Source organism: Streptomyces sp. MH60, from assembly GCF_002939385.1.
Lineage (GTDB): Bacteria > Actinomycetota > Actinomycetes > Streptomycetales > Streptomycetaceae > Streptomyces.
Genome location: NZ_MULI01000001.1, coordinates 276733 through 292909, shown reverse-complemented (window position 1 = coordinate 292909; position 16177 = coordinate 276733). Strand labels below are relative to the sequence as shown.

Annotated in this window: 16 protein-coding genes; 8 read left to right on the top strand and 8 right to left on the bottom strand. The window is 70.4% G+C overall.

What is annotated here, in order from left to right; translation table 11 throughout:
• Nucleotides 1-12: 12 nt before the first annotated feature.
• The 3 genes from BZZ08_RS01345 to BZZ08_RS01335 are packed head-to-tail and all read right to left on the bottom strand — an operon-like array spanning nt 13 to nt 2414.
• Nucleotides 13-1011, bottom strand: coding sequence for an amidohydrolase family protein (locus BZZ08_RS01345; RefSeq protein ID WP_104630239.1), 999 nt, complete (start codon nt 1009-1011; stop codon nt 13-15).
• Entirely contained in the window at nt 1008-1760 is a 753-nt protein-coding gene (locus tag BZZ08_RS01340; protein WP_104630238.1) for an SDR family NAD(P)-dependent oxidoreductase, read from the bottom strand. The genes BZZ08_RS01345 and BZZ08_RS01340 overlap by 4 nt, the downstream gene beginning before the upstream one ends.
• Nucleotides 1761-1802: 42 nt before the next feature.
• Complete coding sequence (locus BZZ08_RS01335) at nt 1803-2414, bottom strand: NAD(P)-dependent oxidoreductase (RefSeq protein WP_104630237.1); 612 nt, start codon at nt 2412-2414, stop codon at nt 1803-1805.
• Between the two features lie 127 nt (nt 2415-2541).
• Between BZZ08_RS01335 and BZZ08_RS01330 the strand changes: the two genes are divergently transcribed.
• Complete coding sequence (locus tag BZZ08_RS01330; protein ID WP_241965308.1) at nt 2542-3237, top strand: TetR/AcrR family transcriptional regulator; 696 nt, start codon at nt 2542-2544, stop codon at nt 3235-3237.
• Nucleotides 3238-3420: 183 nt separating this feature from the next.
• Here the strand turns inward: BZZ08_RS01330 and BZZ08_RS01325 are convergent, their stop codons facing one another.
• A complete protein-coding gene (locus BZZ08_RS01325) occupies nt 3421-4194 on the bottom strand; it encodes a glycosyltransferase family 2 protein (protein ID WP_104630236.1) in 774 nt (257 codons plus the stop codon).
• Nucleotides 4195-4434: 240 nt separating this feature from the next.
• On the bottom strand, nt 4435-5364 hold the full coding sequence (locus BZZ08_RS01320; RefSeq protein WP_104630235.1) for a LysR family transcriptional regulator: 930 nt from the start codon (nt 5362-5364) through the stop codon (nt 4435-4437).
• Between the two features lie 121 nt (nt 5365-5485).
• On the opposite strand from BZZ08_RS01320, the gene BZZ08_RS01315 reads away from it, so the two are divergent.
• Together BZZ08_RS01315 and BZZ08_RS01310 are read left to right on the top strand one after the other, a co-directional pair.
• Nucleotides 5486-5989 carry a DapH/DapD/GlmU-related protein gene (locus BZZ08_RS01315; protein ID WP_104630234.1) on the top strand — a complete coding sequence of 168 codons (504 nt, stop codon included), beginning with the start codon at nt 5486-5488 and terminating at the stop codon, nt 5987-5989.
• Between the two features lie 139 nt (nt 5990-6128).
• The gene (locus tag BZZ08_RS01310) at nt 6129-7127 is read left to right on the top strand and encodes an aldo/keto reductase family protein (RefSeq protein ID WP_104630233.1); all 999 of its coding nucleotides are present in this window, start codon (nt 6129-6131) and stop codon (nt 7125-7127) included.
• A gap of 232 nt (nt 7128-7359) precedes the next feature.
• On the opposite strand, the gene BZZ08_RS01305 is transcribed toward BZZ08_RS01310, so the two are convergent.
• The gene (locus BZZ08_RS01305; protein ID WP_104630363.1) at nt 7360-8871 is read right to left on the bottom strand and encodes a carotenoid oxygenase family protein; all 1512 of its coding nucleotides are present in this window, start codon (nt 8869-8871) and stop codon (nt 7360-7362) included.
• A gap of 335 nt (nt 8872-9206) precedes the next feature.
• Here BZZ08_RS01305 and BZZ08_RS01300 point away from each other — a divergent pair, with 335 nt between their 5' ends.
• Both BZZ08_RS01300 and BZZ08_RS01295 read left to right on the top strand, forming a co-directional pair.
• Complete coding sequence (locus BZZ08_RS01300) at nt 9207-10715, top strand: FG-GAP repeat protein (RefSeq protein WP_104630232.1); 1509 nt, start codon at nt 9207-9209, stop codon at nt 10713-10715.
• 382 nt (nt 10716-11097) lie between these two features.
• Nucleotides 11098-11700 (top strand): sugar O-acetyltransferase, encoded by a 603-nt coding sequence (locus tag BZZ08_RS01295; protein ID WP_104630231.1) that lies wholly within the window; start codon nt 11098-11100, stop codon nt 11698-11700.
• Between the two features lie 6 nt (nt 11701-11706).
• Here BZZ08_RS01295 and BZZ08_RS01290 read toward each other — a convergent pair whose 3' ends face one another.
• A complete protein-coding gene (locus BZZ08_RS01290) occupies nt 11707-12204 on the bottom strand; it encodes a TetR/AcrR family transcriptional regulator (protein WP_241965307.1) in 498 nt (165 codons plus the stop codon).
• Between the two features lie 141 nt (nt 12205-12345).
• Between BZZ08_RS01290 and BZZ08_RS01285 the strand changes: the two genes are divergently transcribed.
• Both BZZ08_RS01285 and BZZ08_RS01280 read left to right on the top strand, forming a co-directional pair.
• Nucleotides 12346-13317, top strand: a complete 972-nt coding sequence (locus BZZ08_RS01285; protein ID WP_104630230.1) for an SDR family NAD(P)-dependent oxidoreductase — start codon at nt 12346-12348, stop codon at nt 13315-13317.
• 196 nt (nt 13318-13513) lie between these two features.
• Nucleotides 13514-14008: a nucleotidyltransferase domain-containing protein gene (locus BZZ08_RS01280; RefSeq protein WP_104630229.1), complete on the top strand. Its 495-nt coding sequence runs from the start codon at nt 13514-13516 to the stop codon at nt 14006-14008.
• Between the two features lie 127 nt (nt 14009-14135).
• On the opposite strand, the gene BZZ08_RS01275 is transcribed toward BZZ08_RS01280, so the two are convergent.
• Complete coding sequence (locus BZZ08_RS01275; RefSeq protein WP_104630228.1) at nt 14136-15005, bottom strand: helix-turn-helix transcriptional regulator; 870 nt, start codon at nt 15003-15005, stop codon at nt 14136-14138.
• Between the two features lie 238 nt (nt 15006-15243).
• On the opposite strand from BZZ08_RS01275, the gene BZZ08_RS01270 reads away from it, so the two are divergent.
• A complete protein-coding gene (locus BZZ08_RS01270) occupies nt 15244-16161 on the top strand; it encodes an alpha/beta hydrolase (protein ID WP_104630227.1) in 918 nt (305 codons plus the stop codon).
• The last annotated feature ends 16 nt before the right edge of the window (nt 16162-16177 follow it).

Sequence of the window (16177 nt, the reverse complement as noted above, 5' to 3'; positions counted from 1 at the left end):
GTCCGGCCCGGCTCACCCGGTCAGGTTGAACACCCGCTCCGCCGTCCGGTGGGCGATCGCCGTGCGCCGGCCGTCGGTCAGCGGGGTGTTCCGCAGGAAGTCCAGGGCCGCCCTCGGGTCCTCGTACGGGTGGTCGACCGCGAACATCACGCGGTCCTCGCCCACCGCGCGCAAGGCCAGACCCAGGACGTCCGGGTCGTCCATGCCACTCGTGGTGAGCACGAAATTGCGGCGGAAGTACTCGCTCGGTGTCAGTGACAGCCGTGGCATCGGCGTCGCCGCGCCGGCCGTCGCGGCGGCGAACGCGTGCCGGTTGTCGATCCGCCGCAGCCAGTACGGCACGCCCTCGCCGAGATGGCCGAGGACGACGGTCAGCCCTGGATGACGGTCCAGCGTGCCGCTGAGGATGAGCCGCATGGCGTGCAGGCCGGCCTCGGCCTGGTAGCCCCAGATCGCCCCGAGCAGCCCATGAGGCAGGTAGGGGCCGAGCATGCTCGGCACCCGGGGGTGCAGATAGACCGGCGCCCCGCTCGCCTCGGCCGCCGCCAGCAGCGGGGCGAATCGCGGTTCGTCCAGGTAGTGCCCGCCGGTGTGAGAGTTGATCATGATGCCGTTGAGGCCGAGCGCGCCCATGGCACGTTCGATCTCGGTGGCCGCTGCCTCCGGGGCCTGCGGAGTCACCGTGGCCAGTCCGCCGAACCGGTCCGGGTGCCGCCGTACGATCTCGGCCAGCGCGTCATTGAACTCCCGGGCCAGTGGCACCGCGTCGGCGGCCGGGTACGCCTGCACCCCGGGCGGGTTCAGGCTCAGCACCGCCATGTCCTGGCCGAGCGCGTCCATCTCCCGCAGCCGGGCGGCGAGGTCGGTGAGCCGGGTGCGGAAGGCCGGGTCGCTCTCCATGGTGCGCATGCCGTTCATCTCGGCCTGGTCACCGGGCGCGACGTCCAGCCCGTGCGCGGCGCGCAGGAACGCCTCGGTGGCCATGTGTTCCTCGACCGCCACGACCCTCACGCCCGCCGCCCACCGTCGACCGACAGTGCGACGCCGGTGATGTAGGACGCGGCGTCCGAGCAGAGCCAGACCGCGGCGGCTGCCGCCTCTTCCGAGGTGGCCATACGGCCGAGCGGGGTCATCGCCGACTGCATCGCGATCATGTCGGTGCCCGCTGCCACCCGCTCGAAACCGGGAGTGCGGGTCGGGCCGGGGCAGACGGCGTTGACGCGGATGCCCTGCGGCGCGTAGTCCACCGCGGCGACCTTGCTGAGGCCGACGACGCCGTGCTTGGCGGCCACGTAGGCGGGGGCGGTCGGGATCGCGTACAGACCGCCGTTGGAGGCGACGTTGACGATCGCGCCGCCGCTTCGGCCGTGCAGCGCGGGCAGTTCGTACTTCAGGCAGAGGAAGGTCCCGGTCAGGTTGACGCGGACCACGTGCTCGAACTCGGCCGCGGTCATCCGGTCGAGCCTGCGGTGGTGCGAGTCCAGGCCGGCGTTGTTCACGGCGAAGTCGAGGCCGCCGTACGTCTCGACCGTACGCTCGACGGCCGTGCGGACCGCGTCCTCGTCGGTGATGTCGACGGGGAGGGCCTGGGCCCGTCCGCCGTCCTTCCTGATCAGTTCGGTGGTCTCGGCGGCGGTGGCCTCGTCGATGTCGGTGACCGTGACGGCGGCGCCCTGCCGGGCCAGTTCGATCGCCGTCGCCCGGCCGATGCCGCTTCCGGCGCCCGTGACGAGTCCTGCTTTTCCTGCGAACGCGCTCATGATGACCTTTCGGTGCGGTTACGGCGGTTCTTGCGACTGCCCCTAGCTCCGGGGCACGACGATCTCGGCGCCGTACGTGCCCGCCTCCGCCTCGTCCAGCAGCAGGGCCGCCAGAGTGACGCGGGAGATGCGGGGCGGCAGCAGGGGGCGCCGCAGCTCCGCCAGGGGGATGGTGCGGCGGGTGGGACTGAGGGGGCCGTCGGTGACGTCCGGGGCGTGGAAGACGGTGGCGCCGGCGGCCAGGGCGACCTCGTCGGCCTCGGCCTTCTCGGCCAGTTCCGAGCCGACGAACATCCGCATCACCCCGGCGTAGATCAATCCGCCCGACCGGCTGGACACTCCCGAACCCAGTGCGCCGAGCCACACCGTGCGCACGTCCGCCGCCGCGAGCGCCCTGGCCCCGGCGACCAGCGCGCCCGGCCCGTCGCCCTTGCCGATGCCGATGGCCGAGACGGCCACGTCGACGTCGCTCAGGCCGGGAAAGCTCCGCGGGACGGTGACGTCCGCCGTCCGGACCTCCACCTGCCGCGACGCGGGCACGGTGACCTTGGCCGGTGTGCGGACCAGGGCCACGACTTCGTGCCCCCGCTCCAGCGCCTGGTCGACGAGGGTGCCGCCGGTCCGTCCCGACGCTCCGAGTATGGCGATACGCATGATCGAACATCCTTTGACTGAACAACCGTTGGCGACATAACTAAACAACCGTTGGTTAGGGATGTCAAGACGCGGGGGCCTGTACGGTGAACGCCTGTTGCTCAGCCGTTCACACTGGTCGGAAGGGATGAAGATGGCGCCTCAGGAGCGGTCCGCTCCCCGTCGCCGCAATCCGCGCGGACAGGGGCAGGTACTCAAGGCCCAGCTCGTGGACGCCACGGCGAAGCTGCTGGCCACCCTCGACCAGCCGGAGACGCTGACCCTGCGGCAGGTCGCGCGGGAGGTCGGCGTGGCACCGGCCAGCATCTACAGCCACTTCCCCGACCTGAGCTCGCTGATCCAGCACGTACTGCGGCTGCGCTACGAGGAACTGGGCCGGCTGATGAACGAGGCCGCGCGCCCCGCCCCGGACCCGCTGGCCGACCTGGTCGCCCGGTGCGCGGCCTATGTGCGCTGGGGAGTGGACCAGCCCGGCCACTACCGCACCCTCTTCGGCGGACGGATGCCGGACGACCTCGTCCCCGGCTCGGCACACGGCGCCGGAGCCGAACCGCTGGAGGCCGTGGTGGTGTCCCTGGCGGCCGTCACCGGCGGCGCGGCCACGGCGGAACGGCAGTGGCAGGCCGGTCTCCTGCTCTGGACCGCGCTGCACGGCCTGGTCAGCCTCTACAACGACCACGGAAACCTGCCCTGGCCGCCCCTGGACGACTTGCTCACCGACCTGATCAGCCTGCACACCGCCCGCCCGGCAGCCGACATCGCGCCCCTCCTGCCACCACGGGGGCACGGCCCGGCTCAGGTCGGCACTATGCCTGGATCATGAGCGGAGAAGCGAAAGCGGGCGCGTCACCGGCCTGTCCGGCGGCGGTCAGCACGAAAGCCGGTGGCCGCGGTGAGCACCCCATCGGAGGCAAGACGGATCCTCGTGGTCGGTCCGCCGCGAGACCGGCCAGGGCATTGTCTTCGGGCTCGCCGGCCCGGGCCCCTGTCGGCCCCGCCGGCCGGCTCAGATCCGGGACTTGCGCAGCGAGTGCCACACGGACCCGGACAGGGCCAGCGTGGACCGCGGCACCGAGAGGTGTTCGTGCTCTCGGTACAGCCTCCAGTTGTGCTCCACCAGCGCCAGCTTGTTCGAGGACAGCGATCCCGCCCGGCCGGCCCGGTAGACCGCCAGCGGTTCCCGCAGTCCCCGGGCGGGGTGCCCGTCCCTCATGATCGACAGCCACAGCGCGTAGTCCTGCCGCTTCGGCATGTCCGGCATCAGCCTCGTGCCCAGCACGGTCCGGTCGTACATGGCGGTCAGGGCACCGATGTGGTCCTGCACCAACATGTCCTTGTACGTCACACGATCCCTTGCCGCGACCACACGGCCGTTCGGCGTGAAGTCGCGGGCCTCTCCCGTGTAGTCGCCGGCGACCTTGTAGTAGGAGGTGAACGTCAGCGGGGCATCGCCTTCGGCGGCGAACGCGAGCTGTCGCTCCAGCTTCTCCGGGAGCCACATGTCGTCGCTGTCCAGGAACGCCACGTACTCCCCCCGTGCCCGTGCCAGGGCGAGGTTACGGGCCCTGGCCGCGCCGCCCTGCTCGGGCGCCGCCTGCGGGAGCACACGCTCGTCCCGGCGCGCCAGGTCCCGCAGCAGGTCCAGGGAGCCGTCGGTGGAGGCGTCGTCGGTGACGAGCAGTTCGACGTCCGTGTGGGTCTGCGCGAGGACGGAGCGCACCGACGCACCGAGAGTCGCGGCCGAGTTGTGTACCGGCATCACCACAGAAACCAGGGGCACTGCCGTGCTCCTTACCCAGATCGGAGTCGTCGCGGATGTCGTCGCCGCCGGCCCGGGTCATGCGGGCCTGCCCCGGACGTGCCCGCCGTCGAGGTAGGCCACCGTGTCGTCGGCTACGACGTGGCCTGCACCGTATCAAGTGGCTCGGCACGCTCCCGTCCCCGACCGTCGGATGCCACCCCGGCCCGCGCCCTGGCCGGTCACGCGCGCAGGGGGCCGGTGGGCGAACGGACGACGGCGTCAGGTGCGCGCCCAACGCGGCACCCACACCTCACCGGACGGGTCGGTCGCCGTCGCACGCAGGTGGTCGCGCAGGTCGGTCAGCACCGGGTGCCGGTCTCCGGTGCGGAGCAGCAGGGTGTGCGGATAGACCGGGGTCGGGTCGTGCAGGGGGATGCGGCGCAAGTCGTGGCTCTGGGGCCACAGGTACCGGTCCCCGGCGCCGACGAGGGTGGCAAGAGAGGCCGAGTCGGCCAGCGCGTCCATGAGGGCCTCGTCACCGAAGTTCGGGCCGAGGGCGTCGATGCTCAGTCCGAACTCCTCGGACAGCGCGTCGTAGAACGCCGACCACTCCGTGCCGGGTCGGATCCCCGGAACCCAGACGCGGTGCGCCGCGAGGTCGGCCGGCCTGATCGCGGGAGCGTTCGCCAGCGGGTGGGCCGGCCCGACCAGGAGTTGCAGAGGGGCGTCCAGGACGCGTTCGGCGGTGATTCCGGCAGGGACCTGGTCAACCGGCAGCGCGCGGAAGGTGGCGTCGACCGTTCCCTCCAGCACGGCCTGGGCCGCCTGGGCCGCGTTCTCCCGGCTCAAAGTGACCACGTCGAGGTCGGCCTCGGGGCGGGAGCGGTAGAAGCGGTGGACGGCCTGGGCCGGGGCGATGCGCCGGTTGAGGACGTCGACCCGCAGGGGCCTGCTGCCGGGCCGCACGGCGTGCTCGGCCCGTGCGACGGCGGTCAGGATCTTCCTGGCATGGGGCAGGAAGACCTGTCCGTCCAGGCTCAGCCGCGACCCGCGGGAGGTCCGCACCAGGAGTGCGACGTCGAGGTGTCTCTCGAGGGCCGCGATGCGCTTGGACACCGCCTGCTGGCTGATGCCCAGCTCGTCGGCCGCCGCCTGGAATTGTCCGCCGTCGGCTACCGCCAGAAACGTCCGGACCGCTTCGACATCCATGCCCGGATCGTAGCGACACAACCAGGGGTTGTGGCCGGCGCTCCAAAGGTTGTTTGCCCGAGAGGTCGCGGCGTTGGTTCACTCGCAGCGATCACGGGACGGTTGTCGCGGGGAGGATGACATGGACTTTGTGCAGAAGGTGCAGCGGGCGATCGGCATGGCCGAGCAGATCAACACGCTCGCGTACGCCCAGCAGGAGGAGATTCGAGAGCGGTGGAGCGAACTCACCGGACAGGCGGTGGATGAGACCTTCCACCTGATCCCGCCCGTCTTCACCGACCACGGTGTGCATATCCGGGTGGGCCGCAACGTCTTCGTGAACCAGGGCTGCCGCTTCAACGACGTCGGTGGCATCGAGATCGACGACGACGTGATGCTCGGCCCCGACGTCAGCCTGATCACCTCCGGGCACCCGCTGGCACCGGCACAGCGGCGCACGGGGATCACCTCGGCCCCGATCCGGATCGGACGCAACGTCTGGATCGGGGCGTCCGCCATGATCCTGCAAGGGGTGACCATCGGGGCTGACGCCGTGGTCGCCGCCGGTGCCGTCGTGACCCGTGACGTTCCCGCCCGGAGCGTCGTCGCGGGGGTACCGGCGACGGTGATCAAGAGGATCCCCTGACCTCATCTGGCCCCCTCTCTCCGGCGCCTGGAAACGCCGGCACCGCAACGGCCTCTCGGAGGGCCACGAAACGCCGCTTCGCGCACCGGGGCGGGCGTCTCCATACTGATCATGTGACCCACTGACGTAAGGAGCGACCATGCGCTACCGCAAGCTCGGCAGCTCGGACCTCGAGGTCTCGGAGATCTCCCTGGGGTCCTGGCTCACCTACTCCGGGGGCATCGAGGCCGACCGGACGCGCGCCTGCACCGAGGCGGCGTTCGAGGCGGGCATCAACTTCTTCGACACCGCCAACGTCTACGGACAGGGCGCCGCCGAGACGGCCTGGGGTGAGATCCTCTCGGCCCACCCCCGCGACTCCTACGTCCTGGCCACCAAGGTGTACTTCCCGATGTCGGACGACCCGGCCGACCAGGGCCTGTCCCCGGCACAGATCGCCAAGCAGATCGATGCCTCCCTCACCCGTCTGAAGACCGATCACGTCGATCTGTACCAGGCGCACCGCTTCGACCCCGCGGTGCCGATCGAGGACACCGTCGAGGCGTTCCGGAAGGTCGTCGAGCAGGGGAAGGCCCGCTACGTCGGTTTCAGCGAGTGGACCCCCGAACAGATCCAGGCCGCGGTCGACCTCGCCGGACCCGACCTGTTCGTCTCCTCCCAGCCGCAGTACTCCATGCTGTGGCAGGCTCCCGAGGCCGAGGTCTTCGGCCGGTGCGCCGCGAACGGCATCTCCCAGATCGTCTGGTCCCCGCTCGCCCAGGGCGTGCTCACCGGCAAGTACAAGCCCGGACAACCTGTGCCGGAGGGGAGCCGTTTCGCCTCCGCCGACATGGCCGTGTCCAAGGACCTGGTCTACAGCGAAGCCACTCTCGAAGCGGTCCAGCGCCTCGTCCCGATCGCCGAGCAGGCCGGGATGAGCATGCCCACCCTGGCGCTCGCCTGGGTCCTGCGCCGCAGCGAGGTCGCCTCCGCCATCACCGGCGCTTCTCGCCCCGAGCAGGTCCACGCCAATGCCGCCGCCTCCGGCGTCTCGCTGTCCGACGACCTGCTGGCCGCCGTCGACCGGGCGCTCGGCGACGCACCCGTCACCGAGCCCACCCTCGCCCCCGGCGCCCGGACCGGCATCAGGCACCGCTGAAGCCACCCTCGGCAACGGCGTCCGGATGCCGCCGCTCGGTGATGCCCTCGCCGACGGGGTGGGCGTTACGAGCCGGCGGTGAGCGACGGAATCCTGAGGCGGAGGAGGGGCCGGCCGGCCACCGCGGGTCCCACTCGACGAAGGACTGCGGCGCACCTCCGACCGGATCGCCGAGAACCTCCGCCTCTTCGGCGCCGACCGCTACCAGGTCGGAGGGCCCGGCAGGGCCGGCTCAGGCGTCCGCGATCCAGCTGCCGTGGAATCCCAGCGGCACCCGGCCCGGCAGTTGGACGCGGGCCAGCGGGTGACCGTCGAAGTCCTGGGCCGAGAGGATCACCAAGTCGGTCGCGCCACGGTCGGGGTCGTTCACGTACGACAGGACGTAGCCGTCGTCCTCGTCGCGCGCGCCGCGCCGGGGGACGAACACCGGCTCGCTGACCGCCGCGCCCCTGGGGAAGCGGTGGACGTGCCTGCGGCCCCGCAGCATGTCGTGCTTCACCAGGTGGTTGCTCAACTTCTCGTCCGGGCACGCCCCGTCGACGGCGTCGTACGCGCGCCACATCTCGGCCGCGCTCGCGGTGTAGGCATAGCGGTGTCGTCGTGAGACCAGGGACTCGTTGATGCGGGGGAATTCCTGCGGACGGTCGTCCAGCCGAGTGCCGCGGACCCGGTCGGCGCGCAGGTCGACCGTCCACCGGTCGAGTGTGGGGGACCCGGTCGCGGAGGGTCCGCCCCTGCCTCGCCCGGCTGCGTAGAACGGCGCCGGGAAACCGATGTACTCCACCACGACCGTGTCGCCGTGGTCGTAGGCGTTGAGGGTGTGCGAGTAGTACACGGGATCGATCTCGAACCAGCGCGTGGTGCCACCGGCGCGCGGCAGCAGCCCGATGCGCATGGGGTGCCTGTCGTTCCACACGTAGGGCACGATCGCGCCGGCCTCCGCGGCGGCACCGTCGAAGGTGATCGGAACGTCCACGATCACGACGTACTTCTCGGTGAGCGCGAAGTCGTGCATCATCGGCGCGTCCGCGACGGGGATCCGCGTGGCCGGCCTCGCCCTGCCGGTCCGGTCGATCATGATGTGACGCACATGGTCCCAGGTGGGGTAGTACGCGATCGCGTGCAGTTCGTCGGCCGCCGCGTCGTACTTGGTGTGCGCGGCAAGGGGGCCCTTGAGCGTGGAGCGGAAGTCGTACGGGCGCACGGTGCCGAGTTCGCCGTCCAGCTCGTACGGCAGTGGCCCGCCTTCCTGCATCGCGAGAATGCGGCCCTTGTACGGGATCACGTGCGTGTTGCACGCGAAGTCGTCCGGCGGTACCTGGCCGGGGTAGGTCTCCCCCAGCTTCGCCGTCACCTGCGAGGACCGTACCCAGCGATTGCGGTACCACTCCGCGCGCCCGCCGCGCAGCCGGACTCCGTGCACCATTCCGTCACCGATCATCCAGTGGTGTGCGCGGACGTCCTCGACGCCGAGCGCGTTCGGGCCGTTGCGCAGGTAGCGGCCGTCCAGGTCGCGCGGGATGCGGCCGATGACCTTGAGGTCGAAGGCGGTCAGTTCCTCGGTGACCGGTGCGAAGGCCCCTTCCAGGAACGGGGTCGTCCCGGTCCCGCCGCTCCGCGAGGCTTCGGGAGTCGTCTGCGCCGCAGCGGTGAAGAAGCCGGGCCCGAGGCCGCTCCCCACCACACTGCCTGCTGCCGCGACCGCGGCACCCTTGAGGACTTTCCGCCGGGTGTGACTGGCCATCATGTTTCCCCGTTCCATGGTCGGTGTCCGGCTGTGTTCCGGGTGGTTGGTGACGGGAGCAACCCTCCTCCACCGTCGCCGGTGAGGCAGGTGGCCCAGGCCCCGGATCAGGAGGGGTGCTGGCACCACCCCCGCGGCCGCCATGGCGTGCGGGCCACGGGACGGCACCGGGGCGCGTACAACCTTCGGGGACGTACGGATGTCTACTCGGTGAACGCGGTACGGTCCGTGCCCTCACCGCACTGCTCCACAGCGGGAGACGCACACGGTCCTCGCCCACACCCGCAGCGGCCGCCGGGCAGCCGTGGGCACTCGGAGACCAGGGAGGTCCTCCCGTGCATCACCTCAGACAAGCGGCCGTCACGGCCATCGCACTCCTCACCGTCGCGGGCGGCGCGCTCGTCGCGGCGCCCGCGGCACCCGCGGCCGAGGCCGTCGTGCCCTTTCCGTCCATCGGATGGCAGCAGCGCAACTGCGACTACGACGGCAACGGTTACGACGACGTGCTGACCGGCGCCCCGGGCGCCACGGTGGACGGTGCCCCGGGCGCCGGCTACGTCACCGTGCAGTACAGCTCGTCCAGCGGTCTGAGCACGACGAACAAGAGCGTGCTCCACCAGAGCGTTTCCGGCGTACCCGGCGGAGTCGAGACCGGGGACGGCTTCGGCGGGGCCGTCGCCTCCGGAGACCTGGACAACGACGGGTACGACGACGCCGTCGTCGGCATCCCGGGTGAAGACCTCACCGGTCTGACCGACACGGGCGGTGCCGTCGTCTTCTGGGGATCACCGACCGGACTGCACGGCTCCGACAGCACCTGGCTGGAGAACGACGCCCCGCGGGCGAACGCCCACTTCGGGCGTGCCCTCGAAGCGGCCCGGTACTTCGCCCCCGACCCGGCGGACCCGGACGCCGACCCGCGTGATTCCCTGGCCGTCCTGGAGGACGACGCCCTGCTGTTCTTCACCCTCACGCCCGGCCAGGCGGCGCGGCGCCCGACGCTGTCGGAGCACCGTGTGCGGGCGAGCGAGTTCGCACCGGCGGACACCGGCTTCGCGTTCCGCGGCCTCACCCACGGCAACTACAATGAGGACTCCTGGGCCGACCTGGCCGTCTCCGGTGTCACCACCGACGAGCAGCCGGGCACCGGCACGGTGCACGTGCTGCACGGCGCACCGGACGTCTCCGGTCTCGGCGACGGGGGTACGTTCCCGGGCGGCCCGGCCGTCGTCTCCGGCGACTGGGACGGCACGGGACAGGACGACCTCGTCATCGGCGACACCGCGGCCGGCGCACCGACGGGCGGCGGCATCACCCTCTACCTCGGGCGCGGCGACCTGTCCGGACTCGAGCCCGAGCCGGCGCAGCACTGGACCCAGGACTCCCCCGGCGTGCCCGGGACCGCGGAAGCGGGTGACCAGTGGGGCGCCGAACTGTCGGCCGGGGACACCGACGGCGACGGTCATCCCGACCTGGCCGTCGGTGCGCCCGGCGAGGACATCGGCACCGTGCCCGACGCGGGCGCCGTGTGGGTGCTGCGCGGCGACCGGACCGGGTTCAGCGGCATCGGGGTGAAGAGCTTCGACCAGCAGCTCGCCGACATCCCCGGAACGGCGGAGAAGTCCGACCGCTGGGGTGGCCAGGTCCGGCTGATCGACGCCAACAAGGACGGCCTCTTCGGCCTGCTGGCGGCGGCACCGGGCGAGAACACCGACGACGGCTTCGTCTGGGTGCTGCCCGCGTCGCCGTCCGGCCTCGTCGCCCGCGGGACATGGACCTACGACGGGGCACGTCTCGGAGCCCCGACGGCCAACGCGCGCTTCGGAGCGGCGATCGACGAGTAGCAGCACCGCAGCGGTAAGGGCCGTCATCCGCCGGGCAGATGCCGCATCGCTCGCACGGGTGCCGGCCCGCTCGCCGCTCCTCACCTGCCGTCGCGCGGTCCGAAACTCTTCAGCGCCTCGACGTCGTCGGCGGGCCTCCTGACGTAGTCGTGTCTAGGAGTTGCCGGTAGTCATCGAGCGGCCCCAGCATTCCATGTCCATGGATGCCGGACAGGACTGCCACTGTTCCCGTCATGGCCTGCTTCCTTCCCTCCGAGAGCGACCGAGCGGACCTCACCCGCCCGGTACGTATCGTCAGGGCATGACAGGCGCGTGCAGCCGCGCGGTCGGCCGGGGCGGCGTGTGCTCGTCCCGGGCAGCGAAGCGAAAGGAGCGTCTCCCTGTGGCGGACAGTCACGAGGAAAGAGTCCTGGCCCGGATCGCCGAGGGGCTCGTCTACACCGAGTCGGAAGCGGCCTTCCAGGCCCCTCTGCGTCGAACGGAGCAGATCTTCGAGTACAACCACACGCCGCCGAGCGAGGCGGAGAAGCGTCGGTCGCTGCTGACCGCGATCTTCGGCTCGGTCGGTGAACGGACCGTGCTCCTGCCGCCATTCCACGCCGGGTTCGGCAGTAACGTCCATGTGGGTGACGACTTCTTCGGGAACGTGAACCTGACGTTCGTCGACGACGTGGAGATACGCATCGGCCACGGAGTGATGATCGCCCCCAGCGTCACGCTGACGACGACGGGGCATCCGGTGCACCCTTCCCGACGCGTCGACTTCGGGAGGTTCTCCGAACCGATCGTGATCGAGGACAAGGTGTGGATCGGCAGCAACGCGGTGGTGCTGCCCGGGGTCCGTATCGGATACGGGTCGGTCATCGGCGCCGGCAGTGTCGTCAGCCGCGACATTCCCCCGATGTCCATCGCGGTCGGCACACCTTGCCGGGTGACCCGCACCATCACGGACGAGGACCTGACCACCCGTGCGGCCGGGCATTGAAGCGCCTCAGCGCACCAGGAGACCGACGGCGGCCGCCAGACGTTCGAGGTACGACTCCCTCGACGCGACCTGATGTTTGAGGCCGATCGATGCGCTGATCAACGTCTGTGCGACAGGGAGGGCCGCCTCTCGTCCTGACTCGGCGGCGATCGCGTCGGTGATCAGTTGCTCGAAACGTCGCGGCGTGGTCTCGACGATCTCTCCGAGGATGTCGGGATGGTCGTCGATGACCGTCGCGGCATCGTGCGTCAGCGGGCCGCCGACGTAACGGCCCGCCCACTGGTCGAACGCTTCGACGAGACGCTCCGACAGGGGGCGGCCACGGTCGGACAGGACCTGTTCGACCGCGGTGATGTCGCGGCCCAGCGCCTGGGTCACCGCGGCTCGGAACAGGGCCTCCTTCGAGGAGAAGAGGAAATAGAGCCCGGGCCGGGAGATGTGCGCAGCACGCGCCACGTCCTCCATCGACGTCTTCCGGTAGCCGAACCGTGCGAACGTGGCCATGGCGGACTCCAGGACCATGGTTCGACGGTCGGCATCGGCACCTGTCGAGGGCGGTCGGCCGGCGTCGGAACTGTTCATGGGGGCCAGCATACGAGCGCCAACCGCACTATACAAATATCGTCTAGTTCGTATAGTGGCGGCATGGATACCCGCCGGCTCATCTCCACGCCCTTCACTTCCTCCAGCACGGCGGACGAGGTGCTGGAGGACATCGACCTCGCCGGTGTTCGCGCGATCGTCACGGGAGCCTCCTCCGGACTCGGCATCGAGACGGCTCGTGCGCTGACCGCCGCGGGGGCGGAAGTGACGCTCGCCGTCCGGAACACGGCCGCGGGTGACACCGTCGCCGAGACGATCGGGAAGTCGACCGGTGGGTTCCGGCCCCGCGTCGTCCGGCTCGACCTCGCCGACCGGGACAGCGTCGCCCGGTTCGTCGACGTGTGGAGCGGCCCGCTCCACCTGCTCGTGAACAACGCCGGCGTGGTCACCGGCGGCCTCGAACGGACCTATGAGGGCTGGGAGTTGCAGTTCGCGACGAACCACCTCGGCCACTTCGCCCTGGCCACCGGACTGCACCATGCCCTGGCCCGGGGAGCGGCCGACCGCGACGGGGCACGGATCGTCTCGGTCAGTTCGACGGCACACATGCGGTCCGGCGTCGACTTCGACGACCTCCACTTCGAGCACCGCGACTACGACCCGCAGATCGCCTACGCCCAGTCGAAGACGGCGAACTCCCTCTTCGCGGTCGAGGCGACCCGTCTGTGGGCGTCCGACGGGATCGTGGCCAACGCGGTGAACCCCGGCGGTGTCGCGACGGGGTTGCAGCGGCACTTCACGCCGGAACAGAAGGCGTCGCTGGACGCGGCCGAGGCCGCCGGAGTCTTCACCTACAAAACGGTTGAGCAGGGGGCCGCCACCACGCTCGTCGCGGCCATCGCCCCCGAGTTCGCCCACTCCGGAGGCCACTATCTCGATGACGCGCAGGAGGCCTACACCGTGCCCGACGACGCCGACCTCGCGCGACACCCGCACGGTGTCAAGGAGTGGGCGCTCGACCCCGCCACCGCCGAGCGCCTCTGGGCCGTCTCCACCGGTCTGCTCCGCCTCTGACCTGCCGTCACCACACCCGCCCGCCCCGGACCGGGCGGCTTCGCACGATTCCCCGCGAGAGGCAGCCGGGCAAGCAGCGGACGAAGAAGTCAGTGGGCCCACACCTACCCATGCCGGGTCTCGGTCTGCAGCCGGAGACGGGCATCGAAGCACGGTACCGTGGCCGGCGCGTGTCGGCCCGCGCTAGCCTGCGCAGGTGCTGACGGCCAAGGACGTACTGTCCATCCTCGCCCTGCTGAAAAAGGTTGACGTCGACATCTGGGTCGGCGGCGGCTGGGGCATCGATGCCTTGGTCGGCCGGCAGACCCGCCCCCACCGTGACCTGGACCTGATGCACCGCGAGAACCAGGAACCGGCAGCCGTGGCAGCTCTCGCGGACGCAGGATTCGTCGAGACCCTCGACTTGCGCCCCGTGCGGTTCGTCGTCACCAACCCGCAAGGGCAAGAGGTGGATCTTCACCCGCTGGTCTTCGCTGCGGACGGCTCCGCGGTGCAGGCGTCTCCCGACCCTGAGCAGCCGTTCGTCTATCCCGCGTCGTGCTTCGTCACCGGCACGATCCTGGGTTCCACCGTCCCGTGCCTGTCACCAGAACAGCAGGTCTATTTCCACCAGGGCTACGAACCGGCTGACCACGACCGTCACGACATGGCCCAACTCCGGCAGGCTTTCGGAATCACCACCCATTTCTGACCTACTCGGCCACCCCCTCCAGCGGGCCACGCACCACACCTCCCTGGGTACGCGGTCGCACCGTTGTGGGCGTCGCCCTCGTGATGACCGCCCTGCTCGCGGGGCCAAGCGGACCGGCGGCAGAGCGCTACCGGTCGGCTTCCTGACGGTTGGCGATTGCCGTGGTCCGCGATGCGAGGAGGCGCAGGCGGTCATGACTGGTCGTGCCGGGCTCTGCGGTCAGCGTGATGAGCTGCTGGTCGGGGTCGTCGGTGGAGGTGAGGAAGGACCAGTCGAGAGTGAGCGGACCGACGACCGGGTGGTTCAGCACTTTCGTGCCTGACTTCTGGGCGGCGACGCGATGGGTCCCCCACCAGCGCCGGAAGTCGGGGTCCTGGAGCGACAATTCGCCCACCAGCTCGACGAGTCGTGGATCCTTCGGATCGCGGACGGCCTCCATGCGCAACTGCGCAAGGGTCATCTGCGCTGCCCACTCCCAGTCTTGATACAGCGCTTTGATGGCCGGCTCGCAGAAGACGAGGCGTACGAAGTTGCGGTTCTTCTCCGGGATCGGCGCGAAGTCGGTGAACAGGGTGGCCGCCATGGCATTCCAGGCGAGGATGTCCGTGCGTCGGCCAAGGATGACGGCCGGTGTGCTGGAGAGGTCGTCCAGGAGGCGCCGCAATTGCGGCTGGACCTGCTGTGCGGTGCGCCGACGCGGACGGGCGGCATCCCGGCCGGACAATTCGAACAGGTAGGCGCGCTCGCCGTCGTCGAGCCGCAGGACACGCGCGAGGGTGTTCAGGACTGGTTCGGACCCAAGGCGGCGACCCTGCTCCAGGCGTGTGTAGTAGTCGGGGCTGATCGACGCCAGCGACGCCACCTCCTCGCGGCGCAGACCCCTGACCCTGCGCCTGCCGGTCCCGTCAGGCAGCCCCGCTTCGGCCGGACTCAGCTCTGTACGCCGCGCCCTCAGGAAGGCGCCCAGTTCACTGTCGCGGGTGTTGCTGCTGCTCATGGGGACCAGTGTGGCAGCCCACCGGCCCTGTGACAGTGGGTCTGCCGTGTCCCAGGAAAGCGGGGTCCGGGGACAGCAGGGGCCACTTATCCACTCGCATGCCGCGTGCGAGTGTCGGTGCCACGGCCGCCGGACGGGCTGCCCGGCAGCGAATGACCTGGCACGGTCCGGCCGCAGAGATGCGTGCCGTCCGCGGTCGCATTCCTCACCCATCCTTCCGTACCAGGAGCCACAGTCCGTGAAAACCAGCGTCACCTTCCCCAGCAATGGTCTTGCTCTCGTCGGCATTCTCTTCGCCCCCGACGGGCACGTCGACGGACGACTGCCGGCCGTTGTCATCTCCCATCCGGGAGGCGGTGTGAAGGAGCAGAGCCCGAGTGTCTACGCCGAGCGTCTGGCGCGGGACGGATGCGCAGCGCTCGTCTTCGATGCCGGCTACCAGGGCGAGAGCGAGGGTGAGCCGCGTGGGATGGAGAACCCGTTCCAGCGAGCCGAGGACATCAAGTCCGCCGTGACCTACCTGACGACGCGTGACGACATCGACCCGGAGCGCATCGGGGCTCTGGGCATCTGTGCGTCCGGCGGGTACGTCCCCTACGCCGCCCAGACCGACCACCGCATCAAAGCCGTCGCCACGGTCAGTGCCGTGGACCTCGGCTCGGCCTTCCGTGAGGGACTGGGCCGCGACCAGGACCCGGCCGTCCTCCAGGTCCTGCTCGATCAGGCCTCGGCGGCGCGTACCGCCGAGGCATGCGGTGCGGCTCCGGAGACGGTGGCCTGGATTCCCGACAACGCCGGGGAACTGCTGGAGACTGCCACCACGCAGTTCCGGGAGACGTTCGAGTACTACTGCACCCCGCGCGGATACCACCGCCGGGCGGTCCAGGGATGGGTGCTGCGCAGCATCGACCAACTCGCCCAGTACGACTCGTACGCGATGATCCGGCTCATCGCCCCGCGTCCTCTGCTAATGATCATCGGTTCGGAGGCGGAGAGCGGCTACTTCAGCCGGGAAGCGATAGAGCGGGCGGCCGAGCCCAAGGAACTGGTCGTCATCGAGGGTGCCACCCATATCGACCTGTACGACAAGGACGAATACGTCACCCCCGCCGTCGCGGAGCTCGCCGGGTTCTTCGGCAAGCACCTGGCGGGGTGACCACAACCGAACGCGC